The organism is Vibrio sp. QJM3NY_21 (assembly GCF_057785975.1).
Map to the genome: position 1 here is coordinate 1,299,558 of NZ_CM173514.1, position 20,322 is coordinate 1,319,879.

Consider the following 20,322-nt stretch of genomic DNA (forward strand, 5'->3'; position numbering starts at 1 on the left):
TATGACGATTAAATGAATAAAAAATGGCAGTTTAAAGATCGGAGGATATCTCAAGACAAGTGGCCAGTTTTAAATATGAAGCTTTTGTGAAATGACGTTTGGGCTATTTACGACCGTTTAAATTGGTTGTTAAAGTAACTGCAAATATTGGTATAGTCCAAAATTAAAATCGCGAGAATTAAACATGAGAAACGAATACTTACTGCTGACGCCGGGTCCTCTATCTACTTCTGAAACCGTTCGCCAAGCGATGCTAAAAGACTGGTGTACTTGGGATGATGAATACAACAAAGACGTTGTTGAAGTGATCCGCAGCAAGCTAGTGACTTTGGCAACTAAACAGGCGGGATATACAAGCGTACTAATGCAAGGTAGCGGCACCGCTTCAGTTGAAGCAACAATTGGTAGTGTTATCTCTAACAGCGGTAAGCTTCTTGTGATTGATAACGGTGCGTATGGTGCTCGTATTGCTCAAATCGCAGAATATTTAAACATTCCATGCAATGTCGTTTCCCCAGGTGAAACATCACAGCCTGACTTGAACGAAATGGAAACGGCATTGGCCATGGATTCAGACATTACTCACGTGGCGATTGTCCACTGTGAAACCACCACTGGCATGCTGAATCCAATTGAAGAGATTGCCAAATTGGCAAAGCAGCACAACAAAACCGTCATTCTTGATGCAATGTCGAGCTTTGGTGGCATCCCTATGGATATTGCTGACTTAGGTATCGATTACATGATCAGCTCGGCAAACAAGTGTATTCAAGGTGTACCTGGATTCGGCTTTGTTATTGCTAAGCAATCAGAACTCGAAAAGTGTAAAGGGCAAGCTCGCTCTTTAAGCCTTGATCTGTTTGACCAATGGCACTGCATGGAAAGCAACCACGGTAAATGGCGCTTCACCTCCCCGACTCATACAGTGCGCGCTTTCTATCAAGCTCTACTTGAATTGGAGCAAGAAGGCGGCATCAAAGCTCGTCATAGTCGCTACCAAACCAATCAAACCACATTGGTTGCAGGCATGCGAACTCTTGGCTTTGAACCACTGCTTAATGATGATCTTCATTCACCTATCATCACCTCTTTCTACTCTCCAACTCATAGCGATTACCAGTTCAAGGAATTCTATGACCGTTTGAAAGAGCAAGGGTTTGTGATTTACCCGGGAAAGGTTTCAAACGCAGACTGCTTCCGAATCGGTAACATTGGTGAAGTGTATCCGTCAGACATTGAAGCTCTCATTGGCGCAGTGAAAAACGCTATGTACTGGGACATCAAATAATGACGACGACCAATCAAGAGCCGATTCTAAAGGCCACACACTTTCGAAGCGAAGGCGATGTGAACACCACGCCAGCACGCGAAAAATGGAACGAATCGCTAAACGATGATGCGACTCAAGCGATGTTAAAACGTGACTCTGACGTGTTTCTTCATCAAGCCATGTCAACGCCTTGCCTAGACACACTTGAAGCAGCCGAAGGCATCTACATTCAAGATGCGACGGGCAAGAAGTACATGGACTTTCACGGCAACAATGTTCATCAACTAGGCTATGGTCATCCCCACATCATCAATAAAGTGACTCAGCAAATGGCGTCATTGCCGTTTTCACCGCGTCGCTTCACCAATGAAACTGCGGTTCAGTGTGCTGAGAAACTCACACAGATCTGCGGTGGTGATTTGAATCGCGTGTTGTTTGCTCCCGGTGGCACATCAGTGATCGGCATGGCGCTAAAACTTGCTCGACATGTCACCAATAATTTCAAAGTAGTGTCATTGTGGGACTCATTTCATGGCGCGTCACTGGATGCAATTTCAGTCGGTGGCGAAGCTTGTTTCCGCGAGGGTATGGGGCCGTTAATGGCTGGTGTAGAACGTATTCCACCAGCGGTTTCCTATCGTGGTGCTTTCCCGATTAGAGACTCTTTTTCGCCTCGCGATAGTTTTCCGTTAAGTGGGAGTAGCACAGGCGATAACAATGAGACTGCATGTGATGTGCACTATGCTGATTACCTTGAGTACGTCATTGAAAAAGAAGGCGGTATTGGCGCTTTCATTGCCGAAGCTGTTCGTAATACCGATGTTCAAGTGCCAAGTAAGGCTTACTGGAAGCGCATCCGTGAGATCTGTGACAAACACAACGTCATGTTGATCATTGATGATATCCCAAATGGCATGGGTCGTAGCGGTGAATGGTTCACACACCAAGCGTTTGATATCGAACCTGACATCCTATGTATCGGTAAAGGTTTTGGCGGCGGCTTGGTTCCAATTGCAGCCATGGTCACCAAAGACAAATACAACACGGCAGCGCAGGTATCGCTTGGACACTACACCCATGAGAAAAGCCCAATTGGCTGCGCGGCAGCACTGGCGACCATGGAAGTGATTGAGCAAGAAAACCTACTTGAAAAAGTGCAAGCAGACAGCGTATTCGTACGTGAACAACTGCTTCAAATGAAAGAGAAATACCCAGTCATTGGTGACGTTCGCGGCATCGGTCTGCTTTGGGGCGTGGAATTGGTCACCGACCATATCACCAAAACCCGGGCTTTCGATGAAGCAGAAGCGGTACTTTATCAATGTCTGAACGATGGCCTGAGCTTTAAGGTGTCACAAGGTAACGTGATTCAGTTGAGCCCACCATTGATCATCAATCGTAGCGAACTAGAAGTCGCTCTGTCTGTATTCGAAAAAGCGATAGCAAAAGTCTGCAGAGACTTTGAGTACCTTTGAACCACCGTTGAAAACATGCCTTGAAGCAATAATTTCAAGCAACCAATAACCTAAAGCAATCAGTAACCTCCCGACTGAACCTTTGAGTTTTAAACAAGCGGGAAGTGACACACAATAGGACACTATTATGAACACGACATCACCTATCCAAGCGGTTATCTTTGACTGGGCTGGCACTATCGTTGATTTCGGCTCGTTTGCTCCAACAAGCATCTTCGTTGAAGCATTCAGACAAGGTTTCGACTTTAACATCGACCTAGCAGAAGCACGCGAACCCATGGGTATCGGCAAATGGGATCACATCCAAGCGGTCGGTCGAATCCCAGCGGTTGACGCTCGTTGGAATGCTCAATTCGGACGCTCAATGACCAGCGAAGACGTTGATGCGATCTACGCTGCATTCATGCCTCTTCAAAAAGCGAAAGTAGCCGACCACGCAGCGCCTATTTTAAACGCAATTGAAGTGGTAAATGACCTAAAAGAGAAGAATGTAAAAATAGGTTCTTGCTCTGGTTACCCACGAGAAGTGATGGACGTACTGATTCCAGCTGCAGCAGATTACGGTTATCTTCCTGACAACGTAGTCGCAACGGATGACTTACCGCAAGGCGGTCGCCCGGCTCCATTCATGGCACTTAAAAACGTCATTGACCTAGGCGTAACCAGCGTTTCAGCATGTGTGAAAGTAGATGATGCAGCACCTGGCATTGATGAAGGTCACAACGCAGGCATGTGGACAGTTGGACTTGTATTATCGGGGAACGAAGCAGGCTTAACATACCAAGAATATCTAGATGCAGACGAGACAACACTTGCAGCTGCACGTGAAAAAGCAAGCGTTAAGCTAAACAAATCAAACCCGCACTACCTGATCGATACCATTGCAGACTTACCTAGAGTGATTGCAGATATTGAAAAACGTTTACTGGCAGGAGAACGCCCATAAGCAAAAGCGAGATGTTCACGTGATGTAAAGTACGTGAAAAATATCTCTAATCGCTTTAATTCAAATCCCTACCCAATCATGTATTCATTCGAGTTATACATATTGGGTGGGGATTTTTGCTTTATAAGCATGATAAAGCGCAAGTTTTTTACTTATTACCCGTAGGGTCACTGGTAAATAGACGAGGTTAGGCTATAGCTTAGATATAAGCATTCCAACAAATGATAAAATCAACAATAAAAACATCTTAAATATATAATATTTAACAATTTCATTGACTCCAATAGGCAATCAGCTTAACAATATAAGTAGCGAGAAAGTAATAGGTTCACCTGAACCAACACCTTGATTTACTTATTATAAACAGTGTCGTAACCCAATAAGTGATCGTTTTACTGGTAAGTTCAGATAACAATAATAGCTAATCCAAGGATAAGATTATGAAAAGACTGTCAAAAATCATGTGTGCTGTTGTTGCCGCTTCAGGCCTAGCAGCAGCGCCTTCTATTGCTGCAACCACTTATGTAGGTGCAAAAGTGGGGGTGGGCTGGCTAGACAGCGCATGTGTAGCCGGTACTAAATGTGATGATGATGCAATTGGTGCAGGCATTTACACTGGTTATAACTTCACTGACAGGCTTGGTATCGAGTTAAGTTCTGACTTTCTCGGTGATTACAAGACTAGCTTCCCAGCAGGTCCTGGCTTAAATGCGAACTTCAGCGACCCACTAATCGCAATCTCGCTAACTCCAATGTACCGTCTACCAGTACAGCAAGAGTTTGATGTATTCTTCAAAGCGGGTCCTGCATACATTTCACACGGAGGCGAAGATGACGTCGTTATTACTGCTGGCATCGGTGTTGAAAAGCAGCTTTCTTCTGACTGGGCATTGCGTGTTGAATACCAATATTTTGACGATTTCGACGACAACTACGTTCAAGACCTGAACTCGAACCTACTATCAGTTGGTGTTAGCTACAACTTCGGTACTGGCAACACAACAGCATCAGCGGCGGCTGCAACAACTTCTGCAGTAGCAGTAACTCAAGCGCCATCGGAGCCAATCACAGAGCCTGCAGTTGTCGTTGAAGAGAAAACGACTGTCGTTGTGACTAAAGCGCAAACAGAAAGCTACTCTCAAGAAATGTTCGCAACTAACAGCACTGAACTGTCTACAGATGGTAAAATTGCATTAATGCCATTAGTTGAAGTACTTAAAGCTCACCCTCAATCATCAGTTGATGTTGTTGGTCACACAGACTCAACAGGCGCAGCTGAATACAACATGATGATCTCTAAGAAGCGTGCAGCAGCTGTAGCAGCATACATCGAAGAGCAAGGCATTGAAGCAGACCGAATTACAGCGTCAGGTGAAGGCGAAGAGAATCCAATCGCATCAAACGATACAGCTGAAGGCCGTGCTCAAAACCGTCGTGTTGACGCAACGATCCCTGGCTTCGAATACCAAGAAGAAGTCAAAGTTGAAGAAGTTATCGTAGAAGCTGCTGAATAATAGCACTCTACCTTAGTTAAAATAATAAGGGCGGAGCACTTTAAAGTGCTCCGCCCTTTTCTTTATCTGGCTATGCCTATAAGCCGTAAGCCGTAAGCCGTAAAGATTAGCCTAACGCCAAGCTGTACAATCAGAGACTAGGCGATTTCCCAACTGTAGGTCATCTCTACGCCAGCACCCAACATTAGACATACAGAACAGTATTTTTCTAATGAATCCGCACACACCTTAGCAACCTGCTCAGGATCAAGGTTGTCACCAGACACTTCAAAGTGAATATTAATCACAGTAAAGATTTTCGGCGCTGTTTCACGACGTGTTGTTTCTAGTTTTGCATTACAACCAGTGATGCTTTGACCCGCAGATTTCAAACCGTCCACTACATCAACAGAACTACAACCACCTGCAGCCATTAACACCATCTCCATAGGGCTTGGCGCTGTAGCACCGCCGCTTCCATCCATAACAATAGAATGGCCTGATTGAGAGTGACCTAGGAATTTAAAGCCTTCGACCCATTTAACTTCTGCTTGCATGCTGTTCCTTAGATGTACGTAAACGTCATCATTATTTGGTATACCAATCGTAGTAAATAACTGGTCATCCTAGCTTGTTAAAAATCTCGATAACTTCGTTAGAATTTTTGATTGTAGAATAACTACTTATCGGAAAATTCCGCCTTGTTCTCGAGTTTTTTTCCTGCGCTATTTATGATCACTTACTTACTGTGATTGGTATTATTTTATATCAATGCCTACACCCTACTACTGGCAGCATTTATGAGCAAGATTTTCTATTTGAGATGTTTTTTCATGAATAGTGTAATTTTTTCCATCTAAAACCTGTCTCTATTCGTACATTCAAAATCGAATGAGAAAAACGTCAAGATGAGGTATCTATGAATAAATTATCTAAAATATTGGTATCACTCGTGGTTGCACTACCACTGATTTCGCTGTTTGTAAGCCAGACTGGCACTGCCAATACAATGGATAAAACGGCTAAATCAGGTAAAACTGAAATCGCGACACTGGCTGGTGGTTGTTTTTGGTGTACAGAATCCGATCTAGAAAAACTGACAGGTGTGACAGACGTTATCTCTGGGTATTCTGGTGGTGAATTAGAAAACCCAACCTACAAACAAGTTTCATCGGGTAAATCTGGCCACATCGAAGTGATCAATGTGACCTATAACCCTGATGTGGTCAGCTATGAACAGGTGCTTGACCAATTCTTCCAACACATCGACCCAACTGACGACAAAGGCTCTTTCGTAGATAGAGGTCCACAATATCGACCTGCTATTTTCTATCATAACCAAGAACAGAAAGACGTCGCTCAAAACTTCATGATGGAGATCGACAAAGCTCAGATCTTTGGTGAACCACTAAAAACAGAACTGATTAAGTTTGAGAAATTCTGGCCAGCAGAAGATTACCATCAAGATTATTACAAGAAGAGTAAGGTTCGTTATAACTACTACCGCTACGCTTCTGGTCGTGATCAGTACCTTGATAAAGTCTTCGGCGATGATAGAAAAGAAAATCCGAAAACGATCCGCCAAATCATCGATGGCAAAAATGCGACAGCCAATACTAAGACATACAGCAAGCCGTCTGATGCAGAGATCAAAGCTTCTCTAACTTCACTGCAATACGATGTCACACAAGACGACGCGACAGAGCGCCCGTTTGACAACAAATACTGGGATAACAAGCAAGAAGGTATTTACGTTGATATCGTGACGGGTGAGCCTCTATTCTCTTCAAAAGACAAATACAAATCAGGTACAGGTTGGCCTAGCTTTACACAGCCAATCAGCGAGGCTTATGTCGTAACGACTACTGACTACAAGCTGCTTTACCCAAGAACAGAGGTTCGCAGTAAATTTGGTGACTCTCACCTAGGGCATGTATTTAAAGATGGTCCAAAGCCAACAGGTTTACGCTACTGCATGAACTCAGCCGCTATGCGCTTTATCCCAGCAGATAAATTGGCCGAAGAAGGCTACGAAGAATATATGGAAATGTTCGAAGGCTAAAGCTTAAGTACTAAGAAATTAGTGCTACACCTATACCAACAAAGCCAGCATAACGCTGGCTTTGTTTTTCTAACGCACTAACAAGAAGGGTTAATCTTAGCCTGTTAACCTTATTAACCCGTTAACACCGTATCTTCTGGGTATTTCAACAACGAAGGCTCAGGGCGAGCTAACATGTAAGCCAAAGTCAAAGGTCCAATTCGTCCAATCACCATCACCACAATCATGATGTATTTCCCAGGTTCAGTTAGGTTTGCGGTTAACCCTGCAGTCAGTCCGACCGTCGCAAAGGCCGAAATCACCTCAAACATCACTCGATCAAACGCCGCCTTTTCAGTAAGCATTAACAAAAACATTGCGGTGGTTAACAGTGCTCCACTTACCACAATAATGGCCAATGACTTTGTTACCGCTTGCCAGGTCACAGTACGTTTAAACATCACGACATGCTTTTTCTGACGTAAGAAGGTCCACGTTGCTACAAAAGCGACCGCAAAGGTCGAAACCTTAATCCCACCACCAGTGGAAGTTGAACCAGCACCAATCAACATCAGTACTATCATCACCAATAATGCAGGTTGTGTATATTGAGACAAATCCACACTATTAAAACCAGCAGTACGAGCACTCGCTGACTGGAAAAAAGCCGCCAACCATTGCCCTTGTGTCGACAAGCCCTCCATCGTCGCTGAGTTATTTCTCTCCAATAACCAAAACATCACCGTGCCCACCGCCAATAACGTCGGTGTCGCCGTTAGCATAATCTTGGTGTGTAAATGCAGATGTTGGAAGCCTTTCCGCCAGTTAGTCGACAGGTCGCCCACGACCGTAAAACCTAATCCGCCGAAAATGAACAAGCCTGCTAAGGTAAAGATCACCAGTGGATCGTCAACAAAGCTCGCCATACTGTCTGAGAACAACGCAAATCCTGCGTTATTGAATGCAGAAATCGCGTGAAATAACGCGTAAAAGCTCCCTGTTGCCCATCCCATTTCAGGAACCCAACGAAAACAGAGCAATACGAAACCTATAAATTCCGCCACCAATGCAAAAATGATGATCTTCTTGACTAATTTTCGGAGGTTAATCTTACGATCTTGCCCCAATGCTTCTTTCGCTAATGCTTGCTGTTTCAAACTTAGCCGAACACCAAACATATAGAGCAGCACCGCAGAAAGGGTCATCTGCCCTAACCCGCCGACTTGCATCAAGAACATCAGTAAGATTTTACCTGCCAAGGTGAAATGCTGACCGGTATCAACAACACCTAAGCCTGTCACACTGATCGCCGACGTGGCAGTAAACAGTGCATCCGTAAAGCTTAGACCTGTCACAGAAAACACGGGTAGCGTCAACAATATTGCAGAAGGGATAAGTACGCCTAAGAAGCTCGTAAGGATAATCTTAGGTTCAGATCCTTTACGTGGCTTTTGATCACTCTTAAGCGTGTAGAAAGTACCTTTTCGTTTTAACGAATTCATACTGTTACCTTATTTCCGATTGCCAGTTACCAATTGCGTAGCTTTCTAGATAAGGTCTCTTTCGGCCCAGCGATGATCACCACATCCCCAATTTCTAAACTCACATCCAGTTCAGGTGCTTTAGTTAGGTTCGGGCCTCGCTTGAAACCAAGTACCTCAACACCATTTTCTTTGCACAGCTTAAGGTCACCAAGTTTCTTACCCAAAAAATTGGAACCAATAACAATTTCCGTCATCGCTAAGCCGCTGCCAAGGTCGATAAACTCAAGAACGCGTCTATCCAACATTTTACGCGCAACACGAATACCCATGTCTCGCTCCGGCATGATGATATGATCGGCACCAATCTTAGAAAGGATCTTCCCGTGAAACTTATCGTTCGCCTTCACCCAAACGGCTTTTGCGCCTGATTCTTTTACCACTAGCGTCGTTAGAATACTGGAGTTAACATCAGAGCCAATCGACACCATCACCATATCGTAATCGTCCAGCCTTAATTCTTTAACTGTCTCTTCGCTCGTACAGTTCGCAACAATCGCTTGTGAAACAAAATTGGCCGCTTCTTTCACTCGCTCTTCATCAATATCGACAGCGAGCACCTGCGCCCCTGAACTTTGTAGCTCTTTGCATACAGATAACCCAAAACGCCCTAAGCCGATAACTGCATATTGTTTGTCACTCATTTATTGCTCCACTTACAAAGCTACGTAGCATCGAAAACAAATAACAAAATTGTCTTCATACAAAAAAACGACTATATATCCATATAGAGATACAATTGTCAGCTAATCGATTGATTTATAAAGGTAGAGAACAAAAGTGATTTCTGCTAATTTCTAACCCATAATTTCTGCGGCAGTACACACAATGAATGAATTCATAACCCAAGTACAAACCTACAGCAACCAGAGCCATAGCGATTGGGCAAATAGCGTCCTATTCATCACTATTGCGAGCTTTTTCGCTTGGGTCGCTTGGCGAATTGTCCATAATCGCCTAGAAATCTTGGTCAAAAAGACCCAATTTCATTGGGATGACCTACTGCTAGAGGCCTTAAAAACACCTGTCAGTACGTTGCTTTGGTGTTGGCCTGCTACCGTGTCTGTTGGCTTGATCCTTCAAGACCAGTTTGGTAATGAAATCAACTGGCTAAGAACACTCAAACACATACTGATCATATCTACGTTTGTTTGGTTTACGCTGCGAATGATCAGTAACTCTGAAGAGTATGTCTTAGAGCAGAAAACCAGAGACGAAACCACAGTACAAGCTATCGCGAAAGTGGCTCGACTGTTCTTTATGGTGATGGGCGGCTTAACCATCATGCAGGCGTTTGGGCTGAGCCTATCGGGCTTGCTTACCTTTGGTGGTGTCGGTGGTTTAATCGTCGGTTTAGCCGCTAAAGATCTACTGTCGAATTTCTTTGGCGGTATGATGATTTACTTCGACCGCCCTTTTAAAGTCGGAGATTGGATACGCTCTCCCGATCGTCAAATCGAAGGTACGGTCGAACGCATTGGATGGCGCATGACGATTATCCGCACTTTTGATAAGCGTCCTTTGTACGTTCCAAATTCGGTGTTCAGTAGTATTGTGGTAGAGAACCCATCGAGAATGTTAAATCGTAGAATCAATGAAACCTTTGGTCTTCGTTATCAAGATGCAGACAAATTGGCGCTCATTGTTGATGATGTAAGAACCATGCTCGAGGCCCACCCAGATATTGATGCCAAACAGACGTTAATCGTTAACTTTGACAAATTTGGACCATCAACACTGAACTTCTTTATCTACACCTTCACAAAAACGGTCAACTGGATCAGGTACCACAAAGTGAAGCAAGACGTTCTGTTACAGGTTCTGGCGATTATTCATAAACACAATGCAGACATCGCGTTCCCAACACAGACACTCAAGATTGACCCTCAAGACTTTTCTAATGTTCAAGGTCATAACAGCGTTCAGAGCCTAGGTGATAATCAGAATGTTAGCGATCCCAAAGATATGTTGAACTCTCCTACGGAAGGTCATCGATAGTCAGCATCCTTCTTGGTTATCGATAAGTAATAAGCGTGAAGCGTGGTAATATGATGGCAGTATTCTAATGCACACAATTACCACTCTATGATTTTACCTGTCATCCTAGCTGGCGGCTCTGGAAGCCGCCTCTGGCCACTGTCTCGAGAGCTCTATCCTAAGCAATTCCTGAATATTGCTGGCGAACAGTCGATGCTTCAGCAGACACTTCAACGCCTGCAAGGTATCGACGCACACCTAACGGATAGCAGCTGCGATGCGCCATTCATCATCTGTAATGAAGAGCATCGTTTTATCGCTGCTGAACAAATTCGCTCAGCTAACGTCCTGCACAGTGGCATTCTGTTAGAACCTGTCGGTAGAAATACTGCGCCAGCCATCGCACTTGCAGCCTTGCAAGCTTTGACCAAATCTCATGAGACTAAAAGAGAAGCGGCTGACCCAATCTTATTAGTGCTTGCTGCCGACCATCACATCGCTAAAACCTCTGAATTTCAACAATCGATTAACCGTGGTGTTGATTACGCAAAACAAGGCAAACTGGTGACATTCGGTATAACCCCAAATGCTCCAGAGACTGGCTATGGCTACATCAAACAAGGGCAACCTCTTATCTCTAGCCTACAACTAGAAACCAACATTACAGACCAACCAACCCATTATGCTTACGACATTGAGTGCTTTGTAGAAAAGCCCGATAAAGCAACCGCAGAAGCATACATCCGCTCAGAACAGTACCTATGGAACAGTGGCATGTTCATGTTTAAGGCATCACGCTATCTTGAAGAACTCGCCGAACACCACCCCGATATATTAGCGGCTTGTAAACTCGCTCTTGCAAAGCAAAATACCGACCTCGACTTTATCCGTATCGACGCTGAAGCATTCAAAAGTAGCCCAAGCGATTCCATCGATTATGCCGTGATGGAGAAAACCTCGCACGCAGCTGTGATCCCGATGGATGTCGGTTGGAATGATATTGGCTCATGGTCTGCTATCTGGGATGTAAGCGACAAAGATGAGCATAACAACGTCATTGAAGGTGACGTGTTAACCGTCGACTCTCAACACAACTACATCCATGCTGAAAACAAGCTAGTTGCTACTGTAGGTGTCGATAACCTGATTATTGTCGAGACCAAAGACGCCATATTAGTCGCAGATAAAGACAAGGTTCAGGGTGTAAAATCGATTGTTAGTCAACTAAGTCAAGCAGGTCGAACGGAGCATATTCATCATCGTGAGGTATTGAGGCCTTGGGGTAAATACGATGTGATTGATTTAGGAAAGCGAGACAAAGTTAAGCGTATCACTGTAAAAGCGGGTCATCAGCTTTCACTACAGATGCATTATCATAGAGCGGAACATTGGGTAGTAGTAGCTGGCACTGCGAAGGTGACCAACGATGAGAAAACCTATCTCGTCGAAGAAGATCAATCGACTTACATCCCTTTAGGTCACATCCACAGCTTAGAGAACCCTGGCGAGACACCTCTTGAAATGATTGAAGTTCAAACCGGCAGCCATTTAAGTGAAGACGATATCATTCGATATCAAGACAGCTATGGGCGAGACGTTCGAAGCGAACAAGCTTCTTCGTCTCGGAACAAAAAATCGAAATAGAAGCGGCGACAATCAAATGAAACCAACATTAGATCTTAGCTGCTTTAAGAACAACGATATTCGCGGCATTATTGGCACTCAAATTACCGAGCAGTTCGCCTACCTGCTCGGTAAGGCATTTAGCGAATACGCCCTATCCACGACACCTGAAACTTCATTAGATGGCTTGGCTCAAGTGGTGATTGGTCGAGATAACCGAGAAACGTCCCTTTCATTACAACAAGCCATGACCAAAGGCTTAATCGAGTCTGGGATAGCCGTCATAGACCTAGGTATGACTGGCACTGAAGAAGTCTACTTTGCGACTCGTCACCTAAAAGCGATTGGCGGAATACAAATCACAGCCAGCCATAACCCAATCAATTACAACGGAATGAAACTGGTCGGCGCTGACGCTAGTCCCATCAGTAAAAACAGTGGTTTAGATAAAATAAAACGACGCATTAAAGTACTGACTCAAGAGCTGAACGCCGATTTGCCGATCGTTCATGTTCAATCAAATAACTCCTGCATATCGACCAGTATTCTCGCCCCTTATGTAGACCACCTACTCTCCTACATAACACCTTCTAAACTTTCACCCATGAAGATTGTGGTTAACTCAGGAAACGGCGCTGCAGGACATGTCATTGATGCTTTAGAGAAGAAATTTAACGAACTCAGTGTCGCGATCACTTTCATCAAGGTTCACCATACCCCTGACGGGAAATTCCCTAATGGCATTCCCAACCCATTGATCAAAAACAACCAAATAGCGACTCGAGATGCAGTCTTAGAGCATTCTGCCGACCTTGGCATTGCGTGGGATGGTGATTTTGACCGTTGTTTTTTCTTTGACGAAAATGGCAATTACATTGAGGGTTACTATATTGTCGGGTTGCTCGCTGAAGCATTTTTGTTAAAAGAGCCTAACGCCACAGTGTTGCACGATATGCGTATGACATGGAACACGATTGAAGTCGCCAATAAGCTTGATGGGAAGGCTGTTGCAGTCAAAGCTGGGCATGCGCTCATCAAAGAGAAGATGCGAGAATTAAACGCTGTGTACGGTGGTGAAATGAGTGCGCACCATTATTTTCGTGATTTTGGTTATTGCGATTCAGGAATGATTCCTTGGCTCTTAGTGATAGAACTGATGTCGAAAACTCAACAATCTCTTCACCAATTGACCAATTCGAGTATGGATAGATTTCCCTCTTCAGGAGAGATCAATCGTAGGGTTTCAGACCCAGAACAAGTCATGGCTTATGTGTTGTCGCACTATCAAGTTGATGCCGTTGAGATCGATCACACAGACGGGCTCAGCATGAATATGGGGACATGGCGCTTCAACTTACGAAAGTCCAATACAGAGCCGTTGATACGCCTCAACGTGGAAACCAAGCAAGATAGAACTTTACTGTCACTTAAAGTCGACGAGCTACTGTCTTTTTTCATTTAAGAATACAAAGCACTTCCAGTTTTTAACTAATTTTCAACTAAGAGTCACAAAAAAGCCCTTACTAGCGATTGCTAATAAGGGCTTTGAATTTTCAGTCGCTTAGTCGCTGACTGTAATTAGTTTACTTGTTGCGACGAGCTTCAACAGCATCTGCCAGTTGGCGAAGTACTGTTTCAGTATCTTCCCAACCAATACAAGCATCGGTAATAGACTGACCGTATGTCGCTGCTTTGCCGTCAACCAAGTCTTGGCGACCTTCAACAAGGTGAGATTCAATCATCACACCAAAAATAGCTTTATCACCACCTGAAATCTGTGCACTTACGTCATCAGATACGTTAATTTGGCGTTTAAACTGCTTAGAGCTATTCGCATGGCTGAAATCAATCATCACCTTCTCTGGAAGACCTGAAGCTTTTAGTTCTTCCTTAATCTTGCTTACATGCTCTTCACTGTAGTTTGGCTCTTTACCACCACGTAGGATGATATGGCAATCAGGGTTACCTGCAGTTTCAATGATAGCGGAGTGACCGTACTTAGTTACAGACAAAAAGTGGTGAGAAGCACTCGCTGAACGAATCGCGTCGGTTGCGATCTTAATGTTGCCATCAGTACCATTCTTAAAGCCTACAGGGCAAGAAATACCTGAAGCAAGTTCACGGTGAACCTGAGATTCAGTCGTACGTGCGCCAATTGCGCCCCAGCTGATTAGGTCAGCCACGTATTGAGGCGTGATCATATCTAGGAATTCACTTGCCGTCGGCATTCCCATATCAGTTAGGTCAAGTAGTAGCTTACGTCCTAGACGAAGACCATCGTTTAGCTTGAACGTATCATCCATGTATGGGTCGTTAATCAGACCTTTCCAACCAACAGTTGTACGTGGTTTTTCAAAATAAACACGCATTACGATTTCAAGTTTGTCGCCTAGTTCATCACGTAACACTTTCAAGCGTTTGCCATATTCAAGTGCAGCTTCTGTGTCATGAATAGAACATGGGCCTACGATAACAAGTAAGCGGTCGTCGCTATCTTCTAAAATATTATGAATCGCTTTACGGCTTTCAAAGGTTGTAGAAGAAGCAATTTCTGTCGCTGGAAACTTTTCTAAAACAGCAACAGGTGGTAATAACTCTTTTACTTTGTTAATTCTTACATCATCAGTCTGGAACATCGCTTACTTCTTCCTATTTTCTATCCTTGAGCTGAATGTAGGTTATCTCACGTAACTTTCCATCAGCACTTATCTTCTTGTTCCCTGTAACTTAACTAGTAAAAACTCTAGTTTCAATCACTAATTCAAAAAAAACGCAATTTTTTTTGTGTTTTATATTTAAAACACCCCGTATAATATTATTTACACGCTATCGATTGCGCAATTTATCTCGGGATAAGGTCCATTGTTTTTCAAATCCCACTATACACGTAATATCTAGTGATAATCTAAAATAAAAAAGCTCACGTTATTAGCGTGAGCTTCAATTAAATCACATTCTTTTCAAAGGTTTGACGACACTATCAAGCCCTTCGATTTTCAACGCAAGGCACAGTTTTAATAAGTCGCCTAGCTCACCGCTAGGGAATCCCTTTTTATCAAACCACAGCAAATATTCTTCAGGCAAGTCGATCAATGTGCGACCAGCGTATTTGCCAAATGGCATCTGCATTCTAGCAAGTTTAATCAGGTTCTCTTTCTCTAGCATTACGTGCTCTTTCTATGCATCGTCGATGCTCTGTAGAGTATCACCTAAACGTTCAACCCAATAGTTGATCGCGTCTTTGGCATCACCAAGCGAGTCAATCATGGTTGAAAATCTTCATAACTGGTGAATTTAGTTGCGGTTTTAATTGGGCCGCCTGCACAACCAAACAAAAAGATGCTGGTTGCAACAAGCAAGAGAAGTTTTAAAGGTGTCATAGCGCACTTCGGTTAAATTTATGAATCTAAACAAGTATGCCGTACCCTATGTGGAAAAGTTGTAGGAAAAGGGGTTAAAACTCAGAGCTATCTCTAAAATTAGTCATGCTGAACGGTGTGTGCATACTCTACGATTACCTGATTTCCTTCGATATAAGCATTTTGGATCTCACCATCAACGCTCATTCTACTTTTCAGGTAGACCACTTTCGGCCCTAACTCATTACCTTCTTTAAGCGAAGGAAACACATTCCTAGGCTCTAAATGAAGTAAACGACAAAAGTGGCTAATGAAAGACATAGTCAATGCTGTCTCCCCTCTTAGCACTCTTGAGAAATCAAGCTGGTTCATGCCTAGCTTCTTCGAAAACTCCATCTGCGTAATTCGCATTCGCGACTTTTGTGACATCCACGTTTGATACAACGCATCTCTGTCTTGCTCTGTAAATTCCATACCGACTCCTTTATATAATTCGTACCAATCAATTGTCCGGCTTTTCATACACAGCATGTCAGCGTTCGGTTAGTGGAAACCAAAGGTTTGGTTTTGATATGCGCTCAATCGGTGTACGGAACAAAGAATAATAACCATTAATCATTCACAAAAACAATTAGAGCAATTACTTTCTTTATTTATATCAATTGTTTATATGTTACCTAGGAACACATATGGCAAGTTAATTTGTATTAAGAATTATAAGTTCGAGATTAGCATTCCACATTTAAATCTATTGTGTCGCATTTATAAAAGCTGTTGGCTACATTTCGTTTGCTTAAACTCACTTCTGGCAAACTATTTGAAAGAATAGGACGCAAAGCCACCGGTCTGTCGACATATATTCTGTCTATGATAGCGGGGCCGCCACTTAATAGAATTTAAGTGTCAATGCATGCCCGAGTGTTCTCTTTTTTGTCGGCCAAATACAGTAAGGACAAATAATGAAACAACTCCCAAAAAAATCGCTCATCGCGCTATCGCTACTTAGCGTCAGTGGAGCAAGCTTCGGTCACGGTTATGTCTCGGCATACGATAATGGCGTAGCAGAAAGCCGTGTCGCGTTGTGTAAATTCCCAGCGAGTGATACACAACAAAAAAACACAGGCTGTGGTGGTATTCAATATGAACCACAAAGTGTAGAAGGCCCTGAGGGCTTTCCTGAAAGCGGCCCTGCCGATGGAAAAATCGCTAGTGCACAATCTTCTTTAGCGGCAGCGCTAGATGAGCAAACCGCAGACCGCTGGGTTAAGCGCCCTATCAAATCTGGATCTCAGTACTTTGAGTGGACGTTCACAGCGAACCACAAAACCCGTGATTGGAAATATTACATTACGCAACCCGACTGGAACCCGAACCAACCTTTGGCGCGCAGCTCTTTCGACTTAACGCCATTCTGTGTTATTGAAGGCAACATGGAACAACCACCGATGCAAGTCAGCCACTTGTGTAATGTGCCAGAACGCGAAGGTTATCAAGTGATCCTTGCGGTATGGGATGTAGGTGACACTGCTGCGGCTTTCTACAATGTTATCGATGTGAAATTTAACGGAGATGGCCCTGTTATCCCGGATTGGGATCAAGGCGGTCAAATCAACCCAACTCAAGACCTCAACATTGGTGACGCTGTTTACACTCGCGTATTCGACCAATCTGGTGAGAACGCTTCATACAGTACAGAGCTAGTGATTGAGAACAACGAGCAAGGTAAAGCAAACAACTGGTCTTACGCGCTTGCTTCTAAGATCAATCAAGAGCAAACGCAAATCAAAGCGGGCCAGTTAAACGATCAAAACGATTTCGCGCCAGTGTACGGCACGAACCCTGTTTATCTAAAATCAGGTTCAGGCTTTAAGAGCGTAGAAATCGGTTACAAGATTGATACTCCAGAGCCAGATCATGAGTTAGAAGTCACAGGCCTAGAGTCTGAGTATGTTATTGATGAGAACCAACCTACACAGCTTGATCTTACATTAGCGGCAACTGGCGATATTCAAGCAGAACTGACCGTTTACAACCATCACCGTGAAGCACTTGCATCTCAGAAATCTGAGTTATCAGACGGACAAGTTGAAGATGTTCAACTCACTCTATCTAAGTCGGAAGCAGGCCACCACATGCTTGTAGTCGTGACGAAAGATGACCAAGGTAACCTAGTAGATCAAAATACGCTTGATTTCCATCTAATGGACGAGCAAACGCCTCCACCAGCCGGCGATTATGACTTCATATTCCCTGAAAGCATTGAGTCTTACACAGCAGGAACTAAGGTTCTGAGCAGCGACGGCGGCGTTTATCAGTGTAAAGAGTTCCCATACTCTGGTTACTGTGCTCAATGGGCTCCAACAGCAACTCAGTACGAACCAGGTGTCGGTTCACACTGGCAAAGTGCTTGGAACAAAGTGGACTAAGTACTCGCTAGATACTTACTTTGTATTAAGTGAGTTTTAGTCATCAACCAAACAAAAACGGATGCCCAAAGCATCCGTTTTCTTGTTCAGTAAAAGTAGAAACGCCAGTTGTTAAAGTAGATAGTGGTCTGCCAATAGAGCAACAAACAAGATCATGAGATGATAGATGGAGAACTTAAAGGTCTTCATCGCCATATTAGGCTCATCACGATACTTAAGTACCCAAGCGTGGTAAACAAACCCACCGTTGAGCACCAATGAAGCGCTCAGATATATCCAGCTGCTCATGCCGACCAACACTGGCAATATACATACGATGCTTAGCAGCAAGGTATAGAGCAAAATCGATGTTTTGGTGTAAGCAATACCATGGGTCACAGGCAGCATGGGGATATTCACTTTGGCATACTCATCACGACGATGAATTGCCAACGCCCAGAAGTGCGGAGGCGTCCAAATAAAGATGATCATCACCAACAGCCAAGCATTTGAATGCAGTTCATTGGTTACGGCCGTCCAGCCTAATAAGGGTGGCATAGCGCCAGCAATTCCGGCTATCACGATGTTTTGCGGGGTCGCTCGTTTCAAATACATGGTATAAATCACCGCGTAACCTAATAAGCTCGCAAAAGTTAACCAAGCGGTGAGTTGATTGACCCACACCACTAGCACGACAAAACCAAGTAAGCCAATACCAGACGCAAAACTGAACACACGCACACTACTCAGTTCACCCGACGGTAAAGGTCGTCGATTAGTGCGAGTCATTTGCCCATCGATCTTTTTGTCGATCAAATGATTAAAAGCAGCTGCCGAACCGGCCATCAGCCCTATCCCAATCATTCCGAACAAAGTTTGTTGTAAGGGCAGTCCATTGGGTACCGCTAAACACATACCAACCAATGCAGTCAGCAGCATCAAAGCCACTACCTTGGGTTTAGTCAGTGTTAAATAGACCTTCCAAGTTGCTTTATTTTTCGAGACCAAATCACTTGTTGAAACCACTTCGTTTCCTGAGGAAATTCTATGATTGGTCGCACTTTCATTGCTTGATGCTCCACCTTGAACCATCACTCTATTTTGTGTCGACGTTCTACTGACCATGATTACCTCCTTGTAATACATTGTTCTTAGCCAAACACTCACTTGGTTTGTACTGCCACACCACAAAGTTAGTCACAACCATACTCACAAGCAACATTGCCGCCATTAGGTTATGCAAAACCGCAACGGATATCGGCAGGTGGAACAAGACATTGCTAATCCCCAAACTGACTTGAGCAAACAACACCATCACAACAATGATACTCAGCTTCTGTTGAGGTGCTTTACCCAACTTCCAAAGTTGATACACAATCATCAACACAGTTAATGTGGCAACAATAGCGCCAAAACGATGCATGACATGTATGGTAAGTCTTGCTGGATACGCCAACACACCAAACTCATAATTTTCATGTCCGTGTTGAGCAAAATCGAAAGCATTTTTGAAATCGAGATAAGTTACCCAGTTTCCCTCACAGATGGGTAATTGGGTGCACACCAGAGCGGCATAGTTTGACGATGTCCAGCCACCGAGCAGTATCTGCCCGACCACAATGAGTAATCCGAATAGTGCCGAGACTTTAAGTGGTGAAGAATAGGAAGCCTCGCCGAAACGGTTTTGGAATTGAGACAAACGACAGTAGAGCAGACACAACAGTGACAGCAACGTGAAGCCCCCCATCAAATGCGCCATAACCACAACGGGCATCAACTTGAGAGTCACCGTCCACATTCCAAGCAAAGCCTGAAATATCACGGTTGCAGAGATAAGTAACGGAAGACCAGCAGCTGTTATATTCTTTTTAATACACCAAGCAACAACGACAAAGATAAGCAGCCCTAATGTTCCTGCAAAGTAGCGATGGATCATCTCTATCCAAGCTTTGTCTGCTTCGAGAGCTCGTTCTGGAAATTGTAGATTGGCTTGATTAACGGCTTGGGTATTCGAGGGAACGGTGATCTTTCCATAGCACCCAGGCCAGTCAGGACAGCCAAGGCCAGCATCAGACAAACGGGTATAAGCGCCGAGCACAATCACGGTAAGGGTTAACAAGATAGTTAATCTCATCATGTGTATGAGCAAATCAGGGGCTTTATTCTGCATCGTTTATCTCCCTATACTTATT

At 43.9% G+C, this 20,322-nt stretch carries 17 protein-coding genes, 1 pseudogene and 1 riboswitch; of the genes and pseudogenes, 9 read left to right on the forward strand and 9 right to left on the reverse strand.

All coding sequences use genetic code 11. From position 1 onward, the window contains the following. Positions 1-184 precede the first annotated feature (184 nt). The 4 genes from phnW to AC3CID_RS21315 all read left to right on the forward strand — a co-directional run bounded on the left by phnW (position 185) and on the right by AC3CID_RS21315 (position 5,205). On the forward strand, positions 185-1,288 hold the full coding sequence (phnW, locus tag AC3CID_RS21300; RefSeq protein WP_488527406.1) for a 2-aminoethylphosphonate--pyruvate transaminase: 1,104 nt from the start codon (positions 185-187) through the stop codon (positions 1,286-1,288). Continuing rightward, positions 1,288-2,745, forward strand: coding sequence for an aspartate aminotransferase family protein (locus AC3CID_RS21305; RefSeq protein ID WP_488527407.1), 1,458 nt, complete (start codon positions 1,288-1,290; stop codon positions 2,743-2,745). The genes phnW and AC3CID_RS21305 overlap by 1 nt, the downstream gene beginning before the upstream one ends. A gap of 127 nt (positions 2,746-2,872) precedes the next feature. After that, entirely contained in the window at positions 2,873-3,691 is an 819-nt protein-coding gene (phnX, locus tag AC3CID_RS21310) for a phosphonoacetaldehyde hydrolase (protein WP_488527408.1), read from the forward strand. A gap of 440 nt (positions 3,692-4,131) precedes the next feature. Next, positions 4,132-5,205: an OmpA family protein gene (locus AC3CID_RS21315; protein ID WP_488527409.1), complete on the forward strand. Its 1,074-nt coding sequence runs from the start codon at positions 4,132-4,134 to the stop codon at positions 5,203-5,205. A 137-nt stretch (positions 5,206-5,342) separates the two neighbouring features. Here the strand turns inward: AC3CID_RS21315 and AC3CID_RS21320 are convergent, their stop codons facing one another. Further along, positions 5,343-5,741 carry an OsmC family protein gene (locus AC3CID_RS21320; RefSeq protein WP_488527410.1) on the reverse strand — a complete coding sequence of 133 codons (399 nt, stop codon included), beginning with the start codon at positions 5,739-5,741 and terminating at the stop codon, positions 5,343-5,345. 362 nt (positions 5,742-6,103) lie between these two features. Between AC3CID_RS21320 and msrB the strand changes: the two genes are divergently transcribed. Continuing rightward, positions 6,104-7,246 carry a peptide-methionine (R)-S-oxide reductase MsrB gene (gene msrB, locus AC3CID_RS21325; protein ID WP_488527411.1) on the forward strand — a complete coding sequence of 381 codons (1,143 nt, stop codon included), beginning with the start codon at positions 6,104-6,106 and terminating at the stop codon, positions 7,244-7,246. A 113-nt stretch (positions 7,247-7,359) separates the two neighbouring features. Here the strand turns inward: msrB and AC3CID_RS21330 are convergent, their stop codons facing one another. Together AC3CID_RS21330 and AC3CID_RS21335 are read right to left on the reverse strand one after the other, a co-directional pair. Beyond that, complete coding sequence (locus AC3CID_RS21330; RefSeq protein ID WP_237300409.1) at positions 7,360-8,727, reverse strand: TrkH family potassium uptake protein; 1,368 nt, start codon at positions 8,725-8,727, stop codon at positions 7,360-7,362. Positions 8,728-8,753: 26 nt separating this feature from the next. Then, positions 8,754-9,410, reverse strand: a complete 657-nt coding sequence (locus AC3CID_RS21335; protein ID WP_017079662.1) for a potassium channel family protein — start codon at positions 9,408-9,410, stop codon at positions 8,754-8,756. A 184-nt stretch (positions 9,411-9,594) separates the two neighbouring features. Here AC3CID_RS21335 and AC3CID_RS21340 point away from each other — a divergent pair, with 184 nt between their 5' ends. The 3 genes from AC3CID_RS21340 to AC3CID_RS21350 all read left to right on the forward strand — a co-directional run bounded on the left by AC3CID_RS21340 (position 9,595) and on the right by AC3CID_RS21350 (position 13,828). Further along, positions 9,595-10,764 (forward strand): mechanosensitive ion channel family protein, encoded by a 1,170-nt coding sequence (locus AC3CID_RS21340; protein ID WP_488527412.1) that lies wholly within the window; start codon positions 9,595-9,597, stop codon positions 10,762-10,764. Positions 10,765-10,851: 87 nt separating this feature from the next. Continuing rightward, positions 10,852-12,387 (forward strand): mannose-1-phosphate guanylyltransferase/mannose-6-phosphate isomerase, encoded by a 1,536-nt coding sequence (locus tag AC3CID_RS21345; RefSeq protein WP_488519288.1) that lies wholly within the window; start codon positions 10,852-10,854, stop codon positions 12,385-12,387. A 16-nt stretch (positions 12,388-12,403) separates the two neighbouring features. Beyond that, positions 12,404-13,828 (forward strand): phosphohexomutase domain-containing protein, encoded by a 1,425-nt coding sequence (locus AC3CID_RS21350; protein WP_488527413.1) that lies wholly within the window; start codon positions 12,404-12,406, stop codon positions 13,826-13,828. 121 nt (positions 13,829-13,949) lie between these two features. On the opposite strand, the gene aroG is transcribed toward AC3CID_RS21350, so the two are convergent. The 4 genes and pseudogenes from aroG to AC3CID_RS21370 all read right to left on the reverse strand — a co-directional run bounded on the left by aroG (position 13,950) and on the right by AC3CID_RS21370 (position 16,199). Beyond that, complete coding sequence (gene aroG / locus AC3CID_RS21355; protein ID WP_488519289.1) at positions 13,950-15,002, reverse strand: 3-deoxy-7-phosphoheptulonate synthase AroG; 1,053 nt, start codon at positions 15,000-15,002, stop codon at positions 13,950-13,952. A gap of 313 nt (positions 15,003-15,315) precedes the next feature. Further along, on the reverse strand, positions 15,316-15,531 hold the full coding sequence (locus tag AC3CID_RS21360) for a DUF3820 family protein (protein WP_004730103.1): 216 nt from the start codon (positions 15,529-15,531) through the stop codon (positions 15,316-15,318). A gap of 104 nt (positions 15,532-15,635) precedes the next feature. Continuing rightward, positions 15,636-15,746: pseudogene (locus tag AC3CID_RS21365) on the reverse strand (DUF3313 domain-containing protein); the annotation flags it as partial. Positions 15,747-15,845: 99 nt separating this feature from the next. Beyond that, complete coding sequence (locus tag AC3CID_RS21370; protein ID WP_171328031.1) at positions 15,846-16,199, reverse strand: XRE family transcriptional regulator; 354 nt, start codon at positions 16,197-16,199, stop codon at positions 15,846-15,848. 323 nt (positions 16,200-16,522) lie between these two features. Beyond that, positions 16,523-16,612: riboswitch (cyclic di-GMP riboswitch) on the forward strand. A 72-nt stretch (positions 16,613-16,684) separates the two neighbouring features. Between AC3CID_RS21370 and gbpA the strand changes: the two genes are divergently transcribed. Next, positions 16,685-18,151, forward strand: coding sequence for an N-acetylglucosamine-binding protein GbpA (gene gbpA / locus AC3CID_RS21375; RefSeq protein ID WP_488527414.1), 1,467 nt, complete (start codon positions 16,685-16,687; stop codon positions 18,149-18,151). A gap of 111 nt (positions 18,152-18,262) precedes the next feature. Here gbpA and cyoE read toward each other — a convergent pair whose 3' ends face one another. Together cyoE and AC3CID_RS21385 are read right to left on the reverse strand one after the other, a co-directional pair. Further along, positions 18,263-19,255, reverse strand: coding sequence for a heme o synthase (gene cyoE, locus AC3CID_RS21380; protein ID WP_488519300.1), 993 nt, complete (start codon positions 19,253-19,255; stop codon positions 18,263-18,265). Further along, on the reverse strand, positions 19,245-20,300 hold the full coding sequence (locus AC3CID_RS21385; protein ID WP_488527415.1) for a COX15/CtaA family protein: 1,056 nt from the start codon (positions 20,298-20,300) through the stop codon (positions 19,245-19,247). The genes cyoE and AC3CID_RS21385 overlap by 11 nt, the downstream gene beginning before the upstream one ends. Positions 20,301-20,322 lie beyond the last annotated feature (22 nt).